Annotated in this window: 18 protein-coding genes; 9 read left to right on the forward strand and 9 right to left on the reverse strand. The window is 45.9% G+C overall.

Features of this window, described 5'->3' with window-relative positions; all coding sequences use genetic code 11:
- Positions 1–82: 82 nt before the first annotated feature.
- Positions 83–1,180 (reverse strand): M23 family metallopeptidase, encoded by a 1,098-nt coding sequence (locus ACFQZR_RS09135; protein WP_379345057.1) that lies wholly within the window; start codon positions 1,178–1,180, stop codon positions 83–85.
- A 136-nt stretch (positions 1,181–1,316) separates the two neighbouring features.
- Here ACFQZR_RS09135 and lipA point away from each other — a divergent pair, with 136 nt between their 5' ends.
- Complete coding sequence (gene lipA, locus ACFQZR_RS09140) at positions 1,317–2,210, forward strand: lipoyl synthase (RefSeq protein WP_026264112.1); 894 nt, start codon at positions 1,317–1,319, stop codon at positions 2,208–2,210.
- A gap of 48 nt (positions 2,211–2,258) precedes the next feature.
- Positions 2,259–2,798 carry a YutD family protein gene (locus tag ACFQZR_RS09145; protein WP_379345059.1) on the forward strand — a complete coding sequence of 180 codons (540 nt, stop codon included), beginning with the start codon at positions 2,259–2,261 and terminating at the stop codon, positions 2,796–2,798.
- A gap of 86 nt (positions 2,799–2,884) precedes the next feature.
- Here ACFQZR_RS09145 and ACFQZR_RS09150 read toward each other — a convergent pair whose 3' ends face one another.
- Positions 2,885–3,700 (reverse strand): NAD kinase, encoded by an 816-nt coding sequence (locus ACFQZR_RS09150; protein WP_379345061.1) that lies wholly within the window; start codon positions 3,698–3,700, stop codon positions 2,885–2,887.
- Positions 3,701–3,789: 89 nt separating this feature from the next.
- Positions 3,790–4,827 (reverse strand): sporulation integral membrane protein YlbJ, encoded by a 1,038-nt coding sequence (gene ylbJ, locus ACFQZR_RS09155; protein ID WP_379348778.1) that lies wholly within the window; start codon positions 4,825–4,827, stop codon positions 3,790–3,792.
- A 514-nt stretch (positions 4,828–5,341) separates the two neighbouring features.
- On the opposite strand from ylbJ, the gene ACFQZR_RS09160 reads away from it, so the two are divergent.
- Both ACFQZR_RS09160 and ACFQZR_RS09165 read left to right on the forward strand, forming a co-directional pair.
- Positions 5,342–5,719 carry a globin domain-containing protein gene (locus ACFQZR_RS09160; RefSeq protein ID WP_379345063.1) on the forward strand — a complete coding sequence of 126 codons (378 nt, stop codon included), beginning with the start codon at positions 5,342–5,344 and terminating at the stop codon, positions 5,717–5,719.
- Positions 5,720–5,739: 20 nt separating this feature from the next.
- A complete protein-coding gene (locus tag ACFQZR_RS09165; protein ID WP_379345065.1) occupies positions 5,740–6,444 on the forward strand; it encodes a DUF2225 domain-containing protein in 705 nt (234 codons plus the stop codon).
- A 108-nt stretch (positions 6,445–6,552) separates the two neighbouring features.
- Here ACFQZR_RS09165 and ACFQZR_RS09170 read toward each other — a convergent pair whose 3' ends face one another.
- Entirely contained in the window at positions 6,553–6,792 is a 240-nt protein-coding gene (locus ACFQZR_RS09170; RefSeq protein WP_018758920.1) for a hypothetical protein, read from the reverse strand.
- Positions 6,789–6,962 carry a YycC family protein gene (locus tag ACFQZR_RS09175; protein WP_018758919.1) on the reverse strand — a complete coding sequence of 58 codons (174 nt, stop codon included), beginning with the start codon at positions 6,960–6,962 and terminating at the stop codon, positions 6,789–6,791. The genes ACFQZR_RS09170 and ACFQZR_RS09175 overlap by 4 nt, the downstream gene beginning before the upstream one ends.
- 108 nt (positions 6,963–7,070) lie before the next feature.
- Here ACFQZR_RS09175 and ACFQZR_RS09180 point away from each other — a divergent pair, with 108 nt between their 5' ends.
- On the forward strand, positions 7,071–8,852 hold the full coding sequence (locus ACFQZR_RS09180) for a M3 family oligoendopeptidase (protein WP_379345068.1): 1,782 nt from the start codon (positions 7,071–7,073) through the stop codon (positions 8,850–8,852).
- Between the two features lie 4 nt (positions 8,853–8,856).
- Entirely contained in the window at positions 8,857–9,270 is a 414-nt protein-coding gene (locus tag ACFQZR_RS09185; RefSeq protein ID WP_379345070.1) for a GNAT family N-acetyltransferase, read from the forward strand.
- 398 nt (positions 9,271–9,668) lie between these two features.
- On the opposite strand, the gene ACFQZR_RS09190 is transcribed toward ACFQZR_RS09185, so the two are convergent.
- A complete protein-coding gene (locus ACFQZR_RS09190; protein WP_379345073.1) occupies positions 9,669–10,169 on the reverse strand; it encodes a GNAT family N-acetyltransferase in 501 nt (166 codons plus the stop codon).
- Between the two features lie 76 nt (positions 10,170–10,245).
- Positions 10,246–11,505, reverse strand: coding sequence for a methyl-accepting chemotaxis protein (locus tag ACFQZR_RS09195; RefSeq protein WP_379345075.1), 1,260 nt, complete (start codon positions 11,503–11,505; stop codon positions 10,246–10,248).
- 199 nt (positions 11,506–11,704) lie between these two features.
- On the opposite strand from ACFQZR_RS09195, the gene ACFQZR_RS09200 reads away from it, so the two are divergent.
- Positions 11,705–12,115, forward strand: a complete 411-nt coding sequence (locus ACFQZR_RS09200; RefSeq protein WP_379345077.1) for an O-methyltransferase — start codon at positions 11,705–11,707, stop codon at positions 12,113–12,115.
- 91 nt (positions 12,116–12,206) lie between these two features.
- Here the strand turns inward: ACFQZR_RS09200 and pfkB are convergent, their stop codons facing one another.
- Positions 12,207–13,187: a 1-phosphofructokinase gene (gene pfkB, locus ACFQZR_RS09205; protein WP_379345079.1), complete on the reverse strand. Its 981-nt coding sequence runs from the start codon at positions 13,185–13,187 to the stop codon at positions 12,207–12,209.
- A complete protein-coding gene (locus tag ACFQZR_RS09210) occupies positions 13,174–14,046 on the reverse strand; it encodes a class II fructose-bisphosphate aldolase (protein ID WP_018758912.1) in 873 nt (290 codons plus the stop codon). Before ACFQZR_RS09210 ends, pfkB begins: the two co-directional genes overlap by 14 nt.
- A gap of 88 nt (positions 14,047–14,134) precedes the next feature.
- Between ACFQZR_RS09210 and ACFQZR_RS09215 the strand changes: the two genes are divergently transcribed.
- Together ACFQZR_RS09215 and ACFQZR_RS09220 are read left to right on the forward strand one after the other, a co-directional pair.
- A complete protein-coding gene (locus tag ACFQZR_RS09215; protein WP_379345081.1) occupies positions 14,135–15,193 on the forward strand; it encodes an SIS domain-containing protein in 1,059 nt (352 codons plus the stop codon).
- Positions 15,194–15,212: 19 nt separating this feature from the next.
- Entirely contained in the window at positions 15,213–15,998 is a 786-nt protein-coding gene (locus ACFQZR_RS09220; protein ID WP_379345083.1) for a DeoR/GlpR family DNA-binding transcription regulator, read from the forward strand.
- Positions 15,999–16,063 lie beyond the last annotated feature (65 nt).

Raw genomic sequence — 16,063 nt, forward strand, 5'->3', positions numbered from 1 at the left:
ATCTTCAAATCTAAATTGAATTTTGACAAAAAAACTGCACCTCCAATTGCTAGATGGTGTCTAACAATTGGGGTGCAGTTCACTATTGGTTGCCTGCCTTTTTCAATGCGCGTCGTTCATCGTTCTCCCACTTGCGTAGGAGTGGATAAGGGTCGAAGGACCACTCTGTCCATCCCCGATCTCGGTAAATACCATAATGCAGATGCGGTGGGAATTTTCCTTGTGTCCCGGGTTTGCCATATCCCGAACTGCCGACCCAACCAATGACTTGGCTTGGCTTGACAAGATCTCCGACTTTCAGCGTCTTCTCGAATCCTGATAAGTGCGCATAGTAGTGGTAATAATTACTCAAATCACGAATTCCAACGCGCCAGCCTCCAAATGGATTCCAACCCTTTGTCTCTACGATCCCATAGCAGGTGCTGCGTACAGGTACGCCATATCTTGCGAAGATATCCGTTCCCTCATGGATACGAAAACCGCCCCAGCTGCGGGAAGTCCCCCATGTGCTGCGGTATGAATAATCCGCATGAAGCGGGACAGGGAAAGCATGCTCATCAAGGGCTCCATAGCCGAATGTCGCGTAGATGTTGGCGAACTGATTAATACGTGTCACAGCGTTCGAGTTATGGTAATAATTCCAGAGTCCGATGCTGAAATCGTCCGCTGAGGTTCCATAGCTGCTAACGTAGGACGCGATACTATAGAGGAGATCGAGATCGTTGGTCGGATCTGCAATTCCATCACCGGAGCCGTCTTTGCCAAGTCCTGAATAGATCGAGATTGACTTCGGATTCTGATCTGCATAGTCTGGGTTTAGCCAGCCGCTCCATGCCGGTTCCTGAATAGCTATTGCGGTAATTCGATTAGTAGCTTGTTGTTGAATGGTAGTAGCAGCCGATTTTTTCGGTGTTTTTGCAATCGTACGTTCATATTGGTCAATGGCAGCCAGTCGGTCCCAGGAAAGACGTGTCTTAGCTTGAATATTGTCATAAATGTTTTTTCGTTTCCGTAGAGTCTCTTCCTTTGATTCAGGCGGTGATGCTTGCTCAGTGTCAACTTTAACGTGTGCTGCTATGCGATGGGAATTGGTGTCAATCAAGACAATCGACAGACTGATTGCGGTTGTCGCAGCCAGACAACGTAAGCCGATCCGTAACGTTCGATGGTTCCAGAGCACAAACAGTTCCCTCCAATGTTTTTATCATATCATTAGGTTGAATCAAGGATGTTCATTTTATCCAAGCTAATTATGTGGTATAATTACGAAGGTATGAGCCAAAGCAAATGTGATTTATACGAAAGAAGGTAGCAGCATGACAACGGAACAGCGAGAACGTAAACCAGAATGGATCAAAATAAAACTTACAACCGGTGAGAATTATACCGAAATTAAAAATATGATGCGTTCCAAAACATTGCATACAGTATGTGAAGAAGCGCGTTGCCCGAATATTTATGAATGCTGGGCGAATCGAACAGCTACATTCATGATTCTTGGGGATATTTGTACACGAGCGTGCCGTTTCTGTGCGGTAAATACAGGATTGCCCACGGAACTTGACTTGCAAGAGCCGGAACGGGTCGCTGAGTCTACGGAACAGATGGGACTTAAGCATTGTGTCGTCACTTCGGTTGCGCGTGATGACTTGCAAGATGGCGGTGCGATGATCTTCGCAGAGACCGTTAAGGCGATTCGCCGTAGAATGCCGTTCTGTAGTGTCGAGGTATTGATTCCAGATTTCATGGGGAATGAGGATGCGCTGCGCGTGGTAATGGATGCGAAGCCAGATATTCTGAATCATAACGTCGAGACGGTTGAACGTCTATCGGATCGTGTACGTGCCAAAGCGAAATATGATCGTACGCTGGAGCTGTTGCGCCGTGCGAAAGAGATGCAGCCACAGATCCCAACGAAATCAAGTATTATGCTTGGCGTTGGCGAAGAATGGGATGAAATTCTTCAGACGATGGATGATCTGCGTGCCGTGGGTTGTAATATTTTAACGATTGGTCAATATCTGCAGCCGACGAAGAAGCATCTAAATGTCGAGAAATATTACCATCCAGACGAGTTCGCGAAATTGAAGGAAGAAGGCATGAAGCGTGGATTTAGCCATGTGGAATCCGGACCATTAGTTCGTAGTTCGTACCATGCACATGAGCAAGTACAATCTGCGTCGAAGGCAGATGCAGCACAACAAGTATAAGCTTATATGTAGTGTTAATCAGTTCATAGGGTCGAGGAGAGGGTAGGCTTGATTCATATCACCGGCAAAACGTATGAGGTAATAACGGATCATAAGAACGGATGGAACCCAGAAGCGTTCAAAGAACGATATAGTGATGTGCTTGACCGTTACGATTACATCATTGGCGACTGGGGATACAATCAGCTCAGACTTAAAGGCTTTTTCCGAGATAATAACTCCAAAGCGACCAAGGATACGATGATTGCCAGTATGGTCGATTACATTAATGAGTATTGCAACTTCGGATGTGCTTATTTCGTGGTGGAGAAAGTGCGTGAGCAGAAGCCAGAAAAGACAGAGAAGACGGACAAGCCAGAGAAATCCGAGAAGTCCGAGAAATCGGATAAACCTGAAAAGGTGCAGCAGGATGGCGGCGGGCAGCCCGCGCAGAAGCAGCAGCATGCGAAGAAACAGCAGCAGACTCAGCAACAGCAACAAAAGGTTGAAATTAAGGCTGACAACAAGCCTGAGAAAGCAGAAAAAGGCCAACAACCATCATCATCAACACAACCACTAGTACAAGCGAGCAGCGGGACTTCCGAATAGGGAGTCTCGTTTTTTTTATTGGGACATATTTCATAATAAAAAACCAGATCTCGTTGTACGCAGACCTGGTTTGAATGTTAATTATTTTATTGAAAGCCTTGCCCGATGAAGGCTTGTTTGACCCGATTCCAGAAGGGAAACGGACGAAATCTTGCAAAGCTTACTTTCTGAGCGGATACAGCACAACGAATGGACTGTAGTTGATCTACCGCGATGGTTAAATGATCGAGTGATAAGATAAGACGTTGAGTTTTGCTGGAGTAAATATCGCAATGATGATGCTTCGGCAGAATCAGCGAGGAACCCAGCGTACGATATACCCGGTTGTTAATGGACGCAATTTCAGCGATTTGCAGTGCTTCAATACTCGGATGGATCAGAGCGCCGCCGACACTTTTGTTATAAGCCGTACTGCCTGATGGTGTTGAGATACAGATGCCATCCCCACGGAACATTTCGAATATTTGATCATTGATATCGATTTGGGCTACGAGTGTACCGTCGACCCCTTTTAACGTAAACTCATTCAGGACTTGATATTTCTCGAGGCCATGTTCGCTGACAATCTCTAGCTCAATGAGCGGGTATTGTACAATGCGAGGTGTAATCGAGTCTGGGAGCTTCGTACCTGCCATCAAGTTAACGAGCTGTTCTAGTTCATCGGCTTGCCAATCGGCATAGAAGCCCAAATGCCCCGTATGGACCCCAACGAAAGAAATACGATCCAATTGATCGCTATATTTATGAAAAGCGTGCAGCATCGTGCCGTCGCCGCCGATCGATACGACAACTTCGGGTGCTTCTTCATCAAATTTCATACCGCGATCCGCAGCCAAGCGATGAAAATTCGCTGTGAGTTGGTTGGATATTTCATCATTACGATTTTGCACATTGTATCTCAATGGAATAAGAGCCCCTTTGTCTTGTGAAAATGATATGCTTGCCTCATTAGATCATAATCAATCTGCAGAGAGAATACAATGTTTGTTTGTCAGGATTTGTAGAATAAGAAGACAAAGATCATGGCGAGGATCCCGTGTGCGAATCTTGCGATGAGGAAAGGCCAATAGCGTAAGTTCGTTGCGTTCAGAATGCTTGCAACTTGGGCGTGTACGGATAACCCACCCCAAGAGAGAACAAAGGCGGCAACGGCAAGCTTGGTAATAAGCGGAATGTCAATTCCCGCGGTTCCGGCCGATTTTGCACCGAGTGTAACCTCGAAGATGCCGTTCATAATCGACTTGGACATTTCAGGTGGCATGCCGAACAACCCCAAGATGGACTGAATCAGACTATACATGCCGTTCATGACGTGCGCGGAGGTGAGTAATTCGAGTATAACAGAGAAAAAGACGACAAGCCCGCCGACGACCATCATGAGCTTCAAAGAGGATTGGAGGGAATCGCTCAATAGCTTCCCTAGATCTCGGCCATCACGAAGCCGTGCCTGATGCATCGCGCGAATGGCAAGGCGGATTCGGCTTTCTCTGGATACTCCCGTTGAGGGCTGCATGAACTTCGTCGAAGATGAACGTGCACCATGAAATCGCATAAGAAAACCAATAAGTATCCCCGCACCATAGTGAGCAAGTGCAAGAATAGGCGCAACACGGGCATCTTGGAAAAAGCCAACAGATACAGCACCGATGAGAAAGATCGGGTCTGAAGTTGTCGTAAAGGCAACAAGCCGTTCCCCTTCTTCTCGATTGACCAGTTTCTGATCCCAGAGTTGAGCCGTTAATTTGGCGCCTACAGGATAGCCGGAAGCGAAGCTAATCGCAACGACGAACCCGCCTGTCCCAGGAATGCGAAAAATCGGACGCATCAGCGGATCCAATAGGGTGCCCACGAAATGGACAATTCCGAAGCCAAGCAGCATTTCCGAAATGACAAAGAAGGGAAACAGAGCAGGAAACAGGACATCCCACCAAATGGCAAGACCGCGAACTGAGGATTCCAGGGTCGCGCTCGGAAAAATGATCATGAATACGACAATTGCACATGTTATCAAAGCAATGATAGGTGTCATTGTTAATCGTAATCGCAAATGGGTAAGCCTCCTGCTCGTCAAAATGTTAGAGTTCTTCCTAGTCAATATATGAAAAAAGCAGGACAAACATGACCTTTGGATAGGACAAGGGATGAAAAATAGTTTAAGAAAACGGTTACAAAACACGTTTATTTTTTCGCATCCTATGCTACAATAGAACTATATACGAAAAAAGAGGGGTCAACGGCAGAAATACATTTTTTAGAAAGTGGTGTGATGAAGATGAGTCTTGTGGCGGGCATTCTCGTATGTGCTTTTGTTTATGTTATTAGAGCGTCTTTAACACCCGGCGAAGAAGAGTGGGATAGCTAGACCTTTAGAACCATGATGTAGGGCTGTTATCTGACTGCCTGAGGCTATGAGATAAGGAAATCCGTGTCTATGAGGCACGGATTTCTTTTGTGTATACTCGAGTAACATTTAGCAGATATGCAGCGCGTTTATTTTTGTTATAATAATGAGGCAACGAAGATAAAGAGAGGATGGGTGGAACGTGAAACCGAATAGTACAATTTACGAAGCTTTGGGTGGTGAGGATTCTGTTCGTCGCTTGGTGGCAGCCTTCTATCCACGCGTGCAGCGCAATGCGCTGCTCGTACCGCTGTTTCCAGAAGATATTATGCCTGTGCAAGAGAAACAGTATATGTTCTTGAGCCAGTTTTTTGGAGGCCCTTCTTTATACTCTGATCAGTACGGACATCCTATGATGCGGGCTAGACATATGCATTTCCCGGTGACGAAGGAGCACGCGGATGCTTGGCTCCAGTGTATGAACGAAGCGCTACAAGAAATTGAAATTGAGGATAGTCTGCGCAATTTTGTGTTAGAGAGATTATCAGGTCCGGCTTATCATTTTGTGAATACACCTTAGACTATATTGGAGGCAGACACATGGCGCTCGAACCGCTTTATCAAATTAAAGTGAACTGTATTTTCTGTGAAATGGAATATCGTACTTCACGCGTACGCCAAAGTCTTAAGAAACCGTACAAGACAGATAGCGATTTTTGTTCGCATTATAAAGAAGCCAATCCAGATTTTTATGTTGTACGGGTCTGTCCGAATTGCGGCTATGCTTCGACGGAGAATGGGACGGAAAAGCTGACAGATAAGCAGCGAAAAGCATTTGCTGAACAAATACAGCCGCGCTGGGTCCAGCGTGAGTATGGCGGAGAACGGACATGGGAGAAAGCACTTGAGACCTATCAACTTGCGCTCTTGTGCGCGCAGACGATTCAAGATTCTGAAAGGCTTATTGCCAGTCTGCTGCAGCATATTGCCTGGCTCTATCGTTATCAAGAGAATACCGAACAAGAGCAGAGATTCCTGAAATTCTCGCTTGAGGCGTATATTCATGTTTATGAGCTGGATGGGGTGGGTGCGAATAACGCGAGGTTATTGTATCTCATCGGAGAGTTATATCGCCGCGTGGGCAACAATCATGAAGCCGTGAAATGGTTCTCTCGTGTAATCAACGATAAGAATATTGTGGATTCTGCGATGATTCATGCGTCACGTGAACAGTGGAAACTCCTTCGCGAAGAAATGCAGGAGCAGCATATGGATTTGTCTGAGGAATTGAGCGAAGCGAAGTAATTAGTACTTATATACATAATGGACGCAACAAAGCCGCACGTACCATGAAGAATGGAATGTCCTAGGTTTGGATTGCGGCTTTGTTGCGTCTTCATCTTGATTTCTAGTCTACCGCCGTCCTCGTAGAGGTTCCGATGCTAGCAGATAGTCATGATCCATATCGACCAAGGTAACACGATGCGAGCAGCACGGGAAGACGAGCAGCTTCTTTTTCCCGTCATGAATGTCTTGCAGCTCCTTCGGCTTCAAGGGCAAGAGAACATTCTCTTTGCTGCAGAATGGGCAGGCGTGGATGTAAATATCGTTCATGATCTGTTCATAAGGCCATGTATTTTCGAACGGAATCATTGCTTATCCTCTTTAGACGGGGCGTCTGTTATTGCTGTATCAGCTTTGGCAAGATCGGCAATTTTCTGCATTAGAATATGTTGCGGCATATGCATTAAATGCTCAAGCGGGACACCAAGCTTCTTAGACAATGCGATAGCGGTTTCAGGCGATATTTGTAAAGGTTTCATACAGTTCCTCCTTTGTGGGACAATAATTCGGGTTCAATTCAAATGCAATTCAATGCTATTCCAGTATACCATTCATCAGAAATGGACAAAAGGACAGGTGAAAAATTCATGCAACAACCATTACAACAAACATGGGATTTAGAATCCATCTTTGCTGGAGGATCCTCCTCGGACTCGTTCGCACAATTTCTAATACAGATCGAGAGCGATATTAAGGGACTCCAACAACAATTGACATCGGCTGCTGGTTCTACAGATGTGAATTCATTTAGAGCATCGCTTCAATCGCTTCAAGATATTACGCTTCGTGTTCGTGAGGCAGCTTCCTTCGCTTCTTGTCTAACAGCAGAGAATCAGAAGGATAAAAAAGCGACCATGCTCGTAGGACGTGTTACGACAATCAATGCGCAGTTATTGTCCGTCATGACGGTGTTTGATGAGCAAATCCGTTCGTTGGATGACGGAGTCTGGAGCGAGTGGCTGAAGCAGCCAGAGATCGCTGAGGTAGCATTTAACTTGAATGAACGTCGCGAATGGGCCAAAGAAAAACTGTCTCCAGAGCTCGAAGCACTTGCAGGGGATCTTGCGGTTTCTGGGTATCATGCATGGGGAGAGTTGTATAACACGATTGTCGGCAGCGTACAGATTCCTTGGCAAGAAGGCGATAAGACAACGCACTTGTCCGCCGGTCAAGCGTACAATAAATTGTCAGATGGCAGCAGTGAAGTTCGCGCTGAAATGTTCAAGAAGTGGGAAGAGGCATGGGGCGAGAAAGCAGATTTCTGTGGCGATGCCTTGAATCACTTGGCAGGGTTCCGTCTGAAATTATATGAGAAACGCGGCTGGGATTCGATCCTCAAAGAGCCGCTTGCCATTAACCGGATGTCTGAAGAGACATTGAATGTCATGTGGGATGTCATCATTAAGAATAAACCGATCTTCATCGAGTATTTGAATCGGAAAGCGAAGCTTCTCGGTACGGAACGTCTAAGCTGGGTGGATGTCGAGGCACCTGTGGGTGCTTCGAGTCAAGTGATTTCCTATGATGAAGGTGCACAGATCATTGAAGAACAATTCCGCAAATTCAGTCCTAAACTGGCGGATTTCACCGTTCAAGCGTTCGAGAAGCGTTGGATCGAAGCCGAAGATCGTGCAGGTAAACGTCCTGGTGGATTCTGTACTTCATTGCCGGTGAGCAAAGAGACGCGGATCTTCATGACGTATGCGGGAACGCCTTCAAATGTCTCAACGTTAGCCCATGAGCTAGGGCATGCCTATCATCAATACGTGACCGATGGATTGCCAGCGATGGCGCAAGAATATGCGATGAATGTGGCAGAAACGGCATCAACCTTCGCGGAATTGATCGTATCAGATTCTGTTGTGAAGATGGCGAAGAGCGACGATGAGAAGTTGGCATTGCTCGAAAATAAAATTCAGAACTCCATCGCATTCTTCATGAATATTCATGCACGGTTCTTGTTCGAGACGCGTTTCTATGCGAAGCGTAAGGAAGGACTCGTCGGAGTTGAGGAATTGAATGAGCTGATGGTGGCGGCACAGAAGGAAGCTTTTTGTGATGCACTTTCCGAGTACCATCCGCACTTCTGGGCGTCGAAGCTTCATTTCTACATCACGGATGTGCCTTTCTATAACTTCCCGTATACGTTCGGGTACTTGTTCAGCGCAGGTATTTATGCGCAAGCGATGCAAGAAGGTGCAGCATTCGAGCAGCGTTATATCGATTTGCTGCGGGATACAGCACGTATGACGGTTGAGGAATTGGCTCAGAAGCATCTAGGCGTCGATCTGACGAAGCCAGAATTCTGGCAAAAAGCAGTGGATCTCTCGATCGCCGATGTTCGTGAGTTCATGGCAATGACAGAATAAGCTTATGAATCCTTCAATCGATGTCTTTCATCAGGTACCAGATGAAGATGAGTATATGGCACTCCGCGTCACAGCAGGACTAAGTCCGAAAAGTATAGAAGGTGCGAAGATCGGACTGCAAAACTCCGTCTTCGCCGTATCGTTGAGAAATGCGGATAAACAGCTTATAGGAATGGGAAGGATCATTGGTGATGGTGGTTGTTTTTATCAAATCGTAGATATTGCCGTAGACCCAGCATACCAAGGAAAAGGCTATGGCAAAACGATAATGGCTGAGCTCATGAATTACTTGGATACGCATGCACCAACGAACTCCTATGTGAGTCTGATCGCAGATGTTCCAGCGGATCAGCTGTATCAGAAATATGGTTTTGCTCATACGGCTCCTCGTTCTGTGGGCATGTATAAGAGGTATTAATTGAACAAAAAGGAGGCAGCGTGGTCGCTGCCTCCTTTGCTTATTTTAGTGAGCGAAGAGGAGGAGGGTGGGGTCTCACGGAAGAGTTTACGTCCGATCTTTGGAAGCCCATTGCATCGATCTTATCTAATATAAGCAATGGGCGGACAAGAATCGGCTGTAGAGAGACCCTATCTCCTCCCGACTACGCTCACACTCCCTACTCCCTCCACTAGAGGAGAAGTATTTAAATCTCTTGTGAGCTATAGGGCATAAAAGGGAAGGGAGGGAACTCGTGTAGGAGCCTGCGTTCGCTCTTTGGGAGCCATTTACCGCCTTCTATCTCATCAAAGCAAATGGCGGACAAGAATCGGCTGTAGAGAGATCCCATCTCCTCCACCTATGCTCACACTCTCAATTTAAATTCTTCTCCCCACGATCACCAGATCACGCTCGATCCCGTCCAAATTCGCTACCCGCGGCAGGGTTCCCCAAGCCTCAAAGCCGAACTTGCGAAGCAGTGCCAAGCTAGGTTCATTATGACCGAATACGAACCCTAACAAGGTGTGGATATCAAGCCTTGGACATGCTTCAATCGCCCGTTGAATGAGGAGATTTCCGATCCCTTGCCCTCGGTATTCCTCAGCAATATAGATGCTAATCTCAGCTGTCGCATTGTATGCTGGGCGGCCATAGAAGGATTGGAAGCTTAACCATGCTGCAATTCGCCCATCCTGTTTCAAAACCCACAAAGGGCGGAATTCTGGTGAATGCTCATCGAACCATGTCATACGGCTCTCCACAGTGACGGGCTCAAGATCCGCCGTCACCATGCGTCCCGCTATGGTGGAGTTGTAAATTTCAACAATACGATCCAGATCAGCTAAGGTTGCATCTACAATTTCATAAGGTGTTTTCATCTAAGGTGCCTCATTTCTATAATTTGATTTGAAAAAACAGGACTGAAGTTCAGCCCTGTTCATTCGTATGTATGTATTAGAGTTTAAAGACGGATATCGTTCGTTGCAACTGAACAACGACTTGCTGCATCTTCTCTGTCTGCTCAACCATGGCGAGAACGGATTGAATCTGTTCATTCATGGAAGCTGAGACCTGCTCTGTTCCAGCTGCAGATTGTTGCGTAATAGCTGATATGTTCTCAATCGTGCTTGAGATTTTCTGTGCACCTTCAAGCATGACATCGCTTTCTTTGGAGAAGTTATAAATTTCTTCTGTAATGAATCTGACGCTGTTCACAATCTCTGCGAATACGCGCTCGGTTTCACGAATAAGTTCGGTCTGAATTTGAACGATATTTTCATTCGTCTGAATATTTGTGATCGCTTTCTTAATACCTTGCTCAATACCGCGAACGAGTAGGAAGACTTCTTTCGTCGATGCGGAGGATTCTTCAGCCAGTTTACGTACTTCTTGAGCAACAACCGCGAATCCTTTGCCGTGCTCACCAGCACGAGCGGCTTCGATTGATGCGTTCAAGGACAGCAAATTCGTCTGCTCAGCAATTTCAGAGATCGTCTTCGTAATTTTCGTAATCCCATCGGCTTGCTTCGCCAATTCTTCTATCGTCATCGCAACATTTGCCGTCGCTTCAATATTTTTCTCCATGCCGTGGCTCTGGCTTTCGACAGCGCTTCGACCTTTCTCGACGAGCTGGATCGTTTGCTCGGAGCGATTATTCATCGCTTTGGTCGAGTTGGCATAAGCTTCGACTTTGCTCTCGATATCCTTGATGGATTCCGATACGGATGCGACATCTTCCGAAATCTCCGATGCGCCTGTTGCAAGCTCATTGGAAGAGGAGGCGACTTGTTCCATAACAAGCTTCATGTTGTTGTTCTTATAGTAGATATCTCGGCTTGCGTCAGCGACGAGTCGGGAAATATTCGATGTATCATTCAGGATTTCTTTCAATTTATCGATCATACTGTTGAACGAATGCCCTAATTGTCCTAGTGCATCATTCGATGATACGTTGATTTTGGTGGAGAAGTCCCCTTTGGAAATGTTCAATGCAACACGAGAGATGTTCACAATCGGTTCTGTTAATAACTGTTCCAGCCAATTGATGAGCGGATAGCTAGCTGCGACCAACACAACAATGACGATCAATCCGGGAATAAATGAACCGCCCGCTGTCAGGAGTAGGATAATTGTCGCAAGGGAGAAAATACCTACAAGCGTGTAACAGCCAATTAGTAATTTAAGCTTAAAAGATAAAGAATGGAACCAGTTCATATGAACGCTCCTTTATGGGAAGATTAATCCATATTATATCAGTCAATACAGAAATGGTCTATAAGAACGATTTTCACAATTTAAAATATATTCCAATATTTTGTATTAAATTGTTGTAAAAAGGAAAATTCTTCCGTATAATGAGGAATAAGTCCTACAAATTATTACCTAAACCGACAACAGAATGGGAGGGAATTAATTGAATTTAGAACAAATTTCTCTTGCTAGACAGACTGACATGGCGTTTAAAGAACTGGGTGAGGAGCTAGGTACCTTAACTTCGGGAACATTATTCCTTCAAATTCGAAACAATACAATTGGTAAATTTGGCATACGTCATAATCCAATTGATTGTATCGAAAGCACTGGGAGTAGACCTTCTAAGGGCCTAGACGCATCACAGCAGAGAGCATTCCGCAATATGGCTATTGAGGCTTTGAACTTCAAGAAGGGCTGGACCCACGGAGAAATTTGTTTCGATTTTACAATTCGCCAACAGATGCTTATCGCAAGCGCACAATTTGAATCGCATTACAATATGGCGAACGTCATGATTCGAATGAACCAACGTAATACGAATGTGTATGTCGGATCGAACTTGGACTCATAATTATTTAAATTTAATTCGTGATTCGCATACGTACAAAAATGAAGAACACCTCCAGAATCGAACATCAATTCTGGAGGTGTTCTATTATATTCTAGCCTTCAACAGGAATTACTTCGACGTGGACATTCGCGAACAATCGCTCGACATCTATCGGTTGAACAGAGCCAGCACCAATCATCAGCGCATTTGCACTGCCGCACGCAGAGCCTAGTCGCAGCGTATCTTCAATGCTATAGCCGCGTTCTAGGGCAATTATCATACCACTGACCATGGAGTCGCCGCTTCCGACGGGATTTACAATCTCGAGCGGTGGGAAGGTGACGCGATATAGCTTGCCTTCATAGCCAGCAATCGCGCCGTCTTTTCCTAGAGACACGACGACACAAGCGACGCCGTCAGCCATTAATGAGAGAATGCACTCGTGCAGTTCATCAGGCGACTGGATGCTCTTGCCGACAAACTTCTCAATTTCATGTTCATTGGGTTTGATGAGGAAAGGCTTCGCTTCGAGTCCAGCGACGAGGGCATCACCGCTTGCGTCGAGTACAATCCGAAGATCCGGATTACTGGTCCTCACATCCCGAATGAGTTTTGCGTAGGTGTCCGTAGGACAACCCATCGGCAAGCTTCCTGAGAAAGCCATGCAGGTAGAAGTCTTCGCGAGCTCTTGCAATTTCAATGACAACGCATCAATCGCGTCTGGCGTAATTCGCGGCCCAGGCTCGAGAAGCTCCGTCTGTTCATTGGGTCTGGCAGGGTCTAAGATGGTGATACATACTCGCGACTCGCCCGGAACCTCAACAAAATCATGTGTAATTCCTTCTTGATTCAGTCCCTCCGTAATGAAACGTCCTTGGGAACCTGCAACAAAACCAGATGCGATAACAGGCTGCTGTAAGGTCGAAGCGACCCTGGCAACATTAATTCCTTTGCCGCCAGCAGTCGCTACCATTTCATTCACGCGATAGGCATAATTCAGATTAAATTGAGGTACCGTGTAAGTCTTATCAATCGCTGCATTTAATGTCACGGTCACAATTCGTGAATTCATATTCGGATTAGATATAGACATCTTTCGCCCGTCCTACACAACCTGTAAGCTGCATTTTCTCGAGAGCTAATTTCTTCACTGCTTGTTTTGCTGGAACCATATATTTACGAGGATCATTTTCATTTGGATTCTGTTCGAAAATATGCTTGATCGCATCGGAGAATGCAATACGCAGTTCAGTTGCAACATTCATTTTACCCATACCCAGCGCGACACAGCGTTTCACTTGCTCAGCAGGGATACCGGAACCGCCATGCAAGACAAGTGGAACTTGAACGAGATTATAAATTTGCTCAAGTTTATGGAATGCGATATTCGGCTCACCTTTGTAAATGCCATGCGCTGTACCGATCGCTGGTGCAAAAGTAGCTACACCCGTCCGTTCTACAAATTCCACACATTCGTTAGGATCTGCAAGGCGTGCATCTTCTTCACTGACGATAATATCATCTTCAACGCCGCCGACTTTGCCCAGTTCAGCTTCGACATTCACACCTGCTGCACGAGCAACGCGTACCACTTCAGCCGTACGACGAACGTTCTCTTCGAATGGATGCATGGACGCATCGATCATCACGGAAGTATAGCCTGCACGAATACATTGGACAAGCAATTCATAGTCCGTACAATGGTCCAAATGCAGTGCAATCGGGATGGAAGACTGCTTGGCAGCGACTTGTGCAGCAGCTACGATATATTCCGGTCCTAGGTGTTTTACTGTTCCTACCGTTGTCTGAAGAATGAGTGGAGCCTGTGCTTCCTCAGCTGCTTCGACGACGGCTTGCAGCATTTCTAATGTATGGACATTGAAGGCTGTAACACCGTATCCGTTTGCCCGCGCGACTTCAAGCATTCTTGTTGATGATATCAAATGACCCATTTCATAAACCCTCCCAATAAAATGATTGAAACAATCAAAAATATGATTTATAATTTCATTAACTCGATTATAAAGGAGGACTTTAACAGTGTCAATTGGTGCAGGTGAACTTACGTATACGGAAATTAGTGCTCAAGCCGAAGCTTTAAATGCAGCATGGGAACAATTGCAACAGCAGAAAGATTGGGTGGCCCAATATATAGGAAATGAGAAGTACGAGGAAGTTATTTTCATTGGATCAGGTTCGTCCTACTATCAAGCGCTTACAATGGCTGCTACTTACCGCAAATGGACAGGACGCAGTGCGGCAGCGTATCCATCCTCGGACATCTTCTTGTTCCGTGAACAGACATTGAATGTGAATAAGAAGCTTCTAATTGTAGGGGTATCTCGTTCTGGTGAATCTCATGAAGTGATCATTGCTCTGGATTCGTTCAAAGACGTTGCGAACTGGGATCATTGCGGTATCACTTGTCACGAGACGAGTAAAATGGCGCAAATGACGGATTGTCTTCTATCTCCATTGGGAAAAGAAAAAAGTACCGTCATGACGAAATCGCTTAGCAGTATGACATTCATGATGCAAGCAGCGATTGCTCTTGTGGCAGGCAAACCAGAATTGATGGCTGAACTTGAGCAAGTGTTGGCCCTTGATGCAGCTCTTGTCAAAAAAGCCGATGATGTCATGAAAGATTGGGTTCAGACCCGTGAATTCTCCCGTACAGTGTTCCTTGGTATGGGTGCCTTTGGTGGACTTGCACTTGAAGCGTGCTTGAAATTGAAAGAGATGACTTGCACATGGACAGAGGCTTACGGTACGCTTGAGTTCCGTCACGGCCCGAAATCCATTATCGAACCAGGCTCGCAAGTCGTATTAATGTTGTCGGAGTCTGCACGTGAGTTCGAGCTTAAAGTCGCTCGTGAAATGAAAGGCTACGGTGCAACTGTCGTGATCATTACGGCAGCTGCAGGAAGCGATACCACTTTTGCTGATCTTGTACTTGAAACAGGTGGACAATCGCTTAGCGATGAAGCAAGAAGTGTGCTATACTTACCATGGATTCAGTATAATGGCTACTATACAGCGATGAAATTAGGACTTAATCCAGATGATCCAAGAAATCTTACGCAATTCGTAGAAATATAAATAGTAGGTGTGATAATTGATGGCAGGCTTGAACCCTTCCAAAGGCGAGCAACGAAGACAACAAATGTTGCAATTGTTGAAACAACAAGGTCGTATCACGATACAGGAAATTATTGATCAGTTCGACTGCTCTGAGGCAACGGCGCGTCGAGATCTCGATCTGCTTGATCGCAAAGGCGAAATTATACGTACGATTGGCGGGGCACTATTCGATGGGATCTCCCCTATTCGTGAAATGCCTTTTGCAGAGAAGAAGCAGCATTTGTGGCTCGAGAAGGAAGCCATTGCCAGCAAAGCTGTTGAGCTTATTGAAGAAGGAGACAGCATTTGTCTGACTGGTGGTACCACAACGTTCCTCATTGCAAGGGAACTGAAGCAGCGTCATGGCGTGACCGTCGTCACGAATGCTGTCAATATCGCGATGGAACTTGCGGATAGCGAAGGGATTCAAGTCGTTGTCGTCGGAGGGGTTATGCGGAATAAGAGCTTTGAGCTTTGCGGACCACTTGCGGAGAAGACGATCGCACATTTGAATATCGAGAAGTTATTTATTGGAGTGGATGGAATATCTGCGGCGCAGGGGATTACGACGTATTCTGAGCTCGAGGCACAGACAGGGCGAATGCTCATGAGCCGTGCGAAGCATACAATTGCGGTATTCGACCGCACGAAGGTCAACAAAGCCTCTTTATTCTCGATAGCTCCGCTAGATCAATTGCACGCTTGTGTTACGGACGCTCCCCTCGAATCTTCGATGGATGCTGTGTTCGAAGAATTAGGCATTCAACGTATTTATGGGATGTAATTCGAATCAAAAAAAGCAATGCCATGGTTAGCGCCTGTAAAGCGTAAACCGGCATTGCTTTTTTA

The sequence above is a fragment of the Paenibacillus sp. GCM10027629 genome, assembly GCF_042676425.1.
Classification (GTDB): Bacteria; Bacillota; Bacilli; order Paenibacillales; family Paenibacillaceae; genus Paenibacillus_K; species Paenibacillus_K terrigena.

Bases quoted from the DNA above. Each gene is read 5' to 3' on its own strand.
- lipA (WP_026264112.1), top strand. From the start codon at position 1,317: ATGACAACGGAACAGCGAGAACGTAAACCAGAATGGATCAAAATAAAA.
- ACFQZR_RS09220 (WP_379345083.1), top strand. From the start codon at position 15,213: ATGGCAGGCTTGAACCCTTCCAAAGGCGAGCAACGAAGACAACAAATG.
- ACFQZR_RS09170 (WP_018758920.1), bottom strand. From the start codon at position 6,792: ATGATTCCGTTCGAAAATACATGGCCTTATGAACAGATCATGAACGAT.
- ACFQZR_RS09195 (WP_379345075.1), bottom strand. From the start codon at position 11,505: ATGAACTGGTTCCATTCTTTATCTTTTAAGCTTAAATTACTAATTGGC.
- ACFQZR_RS09190 (WP_379345073.1), bottom strand. From the start codon at position 10,169: ATGAAAACACCTTATGAAATTGTAGATGCAACCTTAGCTGATCTGGAT.
- ACFQZR_RS09185 (WP_379345070.1), top strand. From the start codon at position 8,857: ATGAATCCTTCAATCGATGTCTTTCATCAGGTACCAGATGAAGATGAG.
- pfkB (WP_379345079.1), bottom strand. From the start codon at position 13,187: ATGTCTATATCTAATCCGAATATGAATTCACGAATTGTGACCGTGACA.
- ACFQZR_RS09180 (WP_379345068.1), top strand. From the start codon at position 7,071: ATGCAACAACCATTACAACAAACATGGGATTTAGAATCCATCTTTGCT.
- ACFQZR_RS09210 (WP_018758912.1), bottom strand. From the start codon at position 14,046: ATGGGTCATTTGATATCATCAACAAGAATGCTTGAAGTCGCGCGGGCA.
- ACFQZR_RS09175 (WP_018758919.1), bottom strand. From the start codon at position 6,962: ATGAAACCTTTACAAATATCGCCTGAAACCGCTATCGCATTGTCTAAG.
- ylbJ (WP_379348778.1), bottom strand. From the start codon at position 4,827: ATGACACCTATCATTGCTTTGATAACATGTGCAATTGTCGTATTCATG.
- ACFQZR_RS09165 (WP_379345065.1), top strand. From the start codon at position 5,740: ATGGCGCTCGAACCGCTTTATCAAATTAAAGTGAACTGTATTTTCTGT.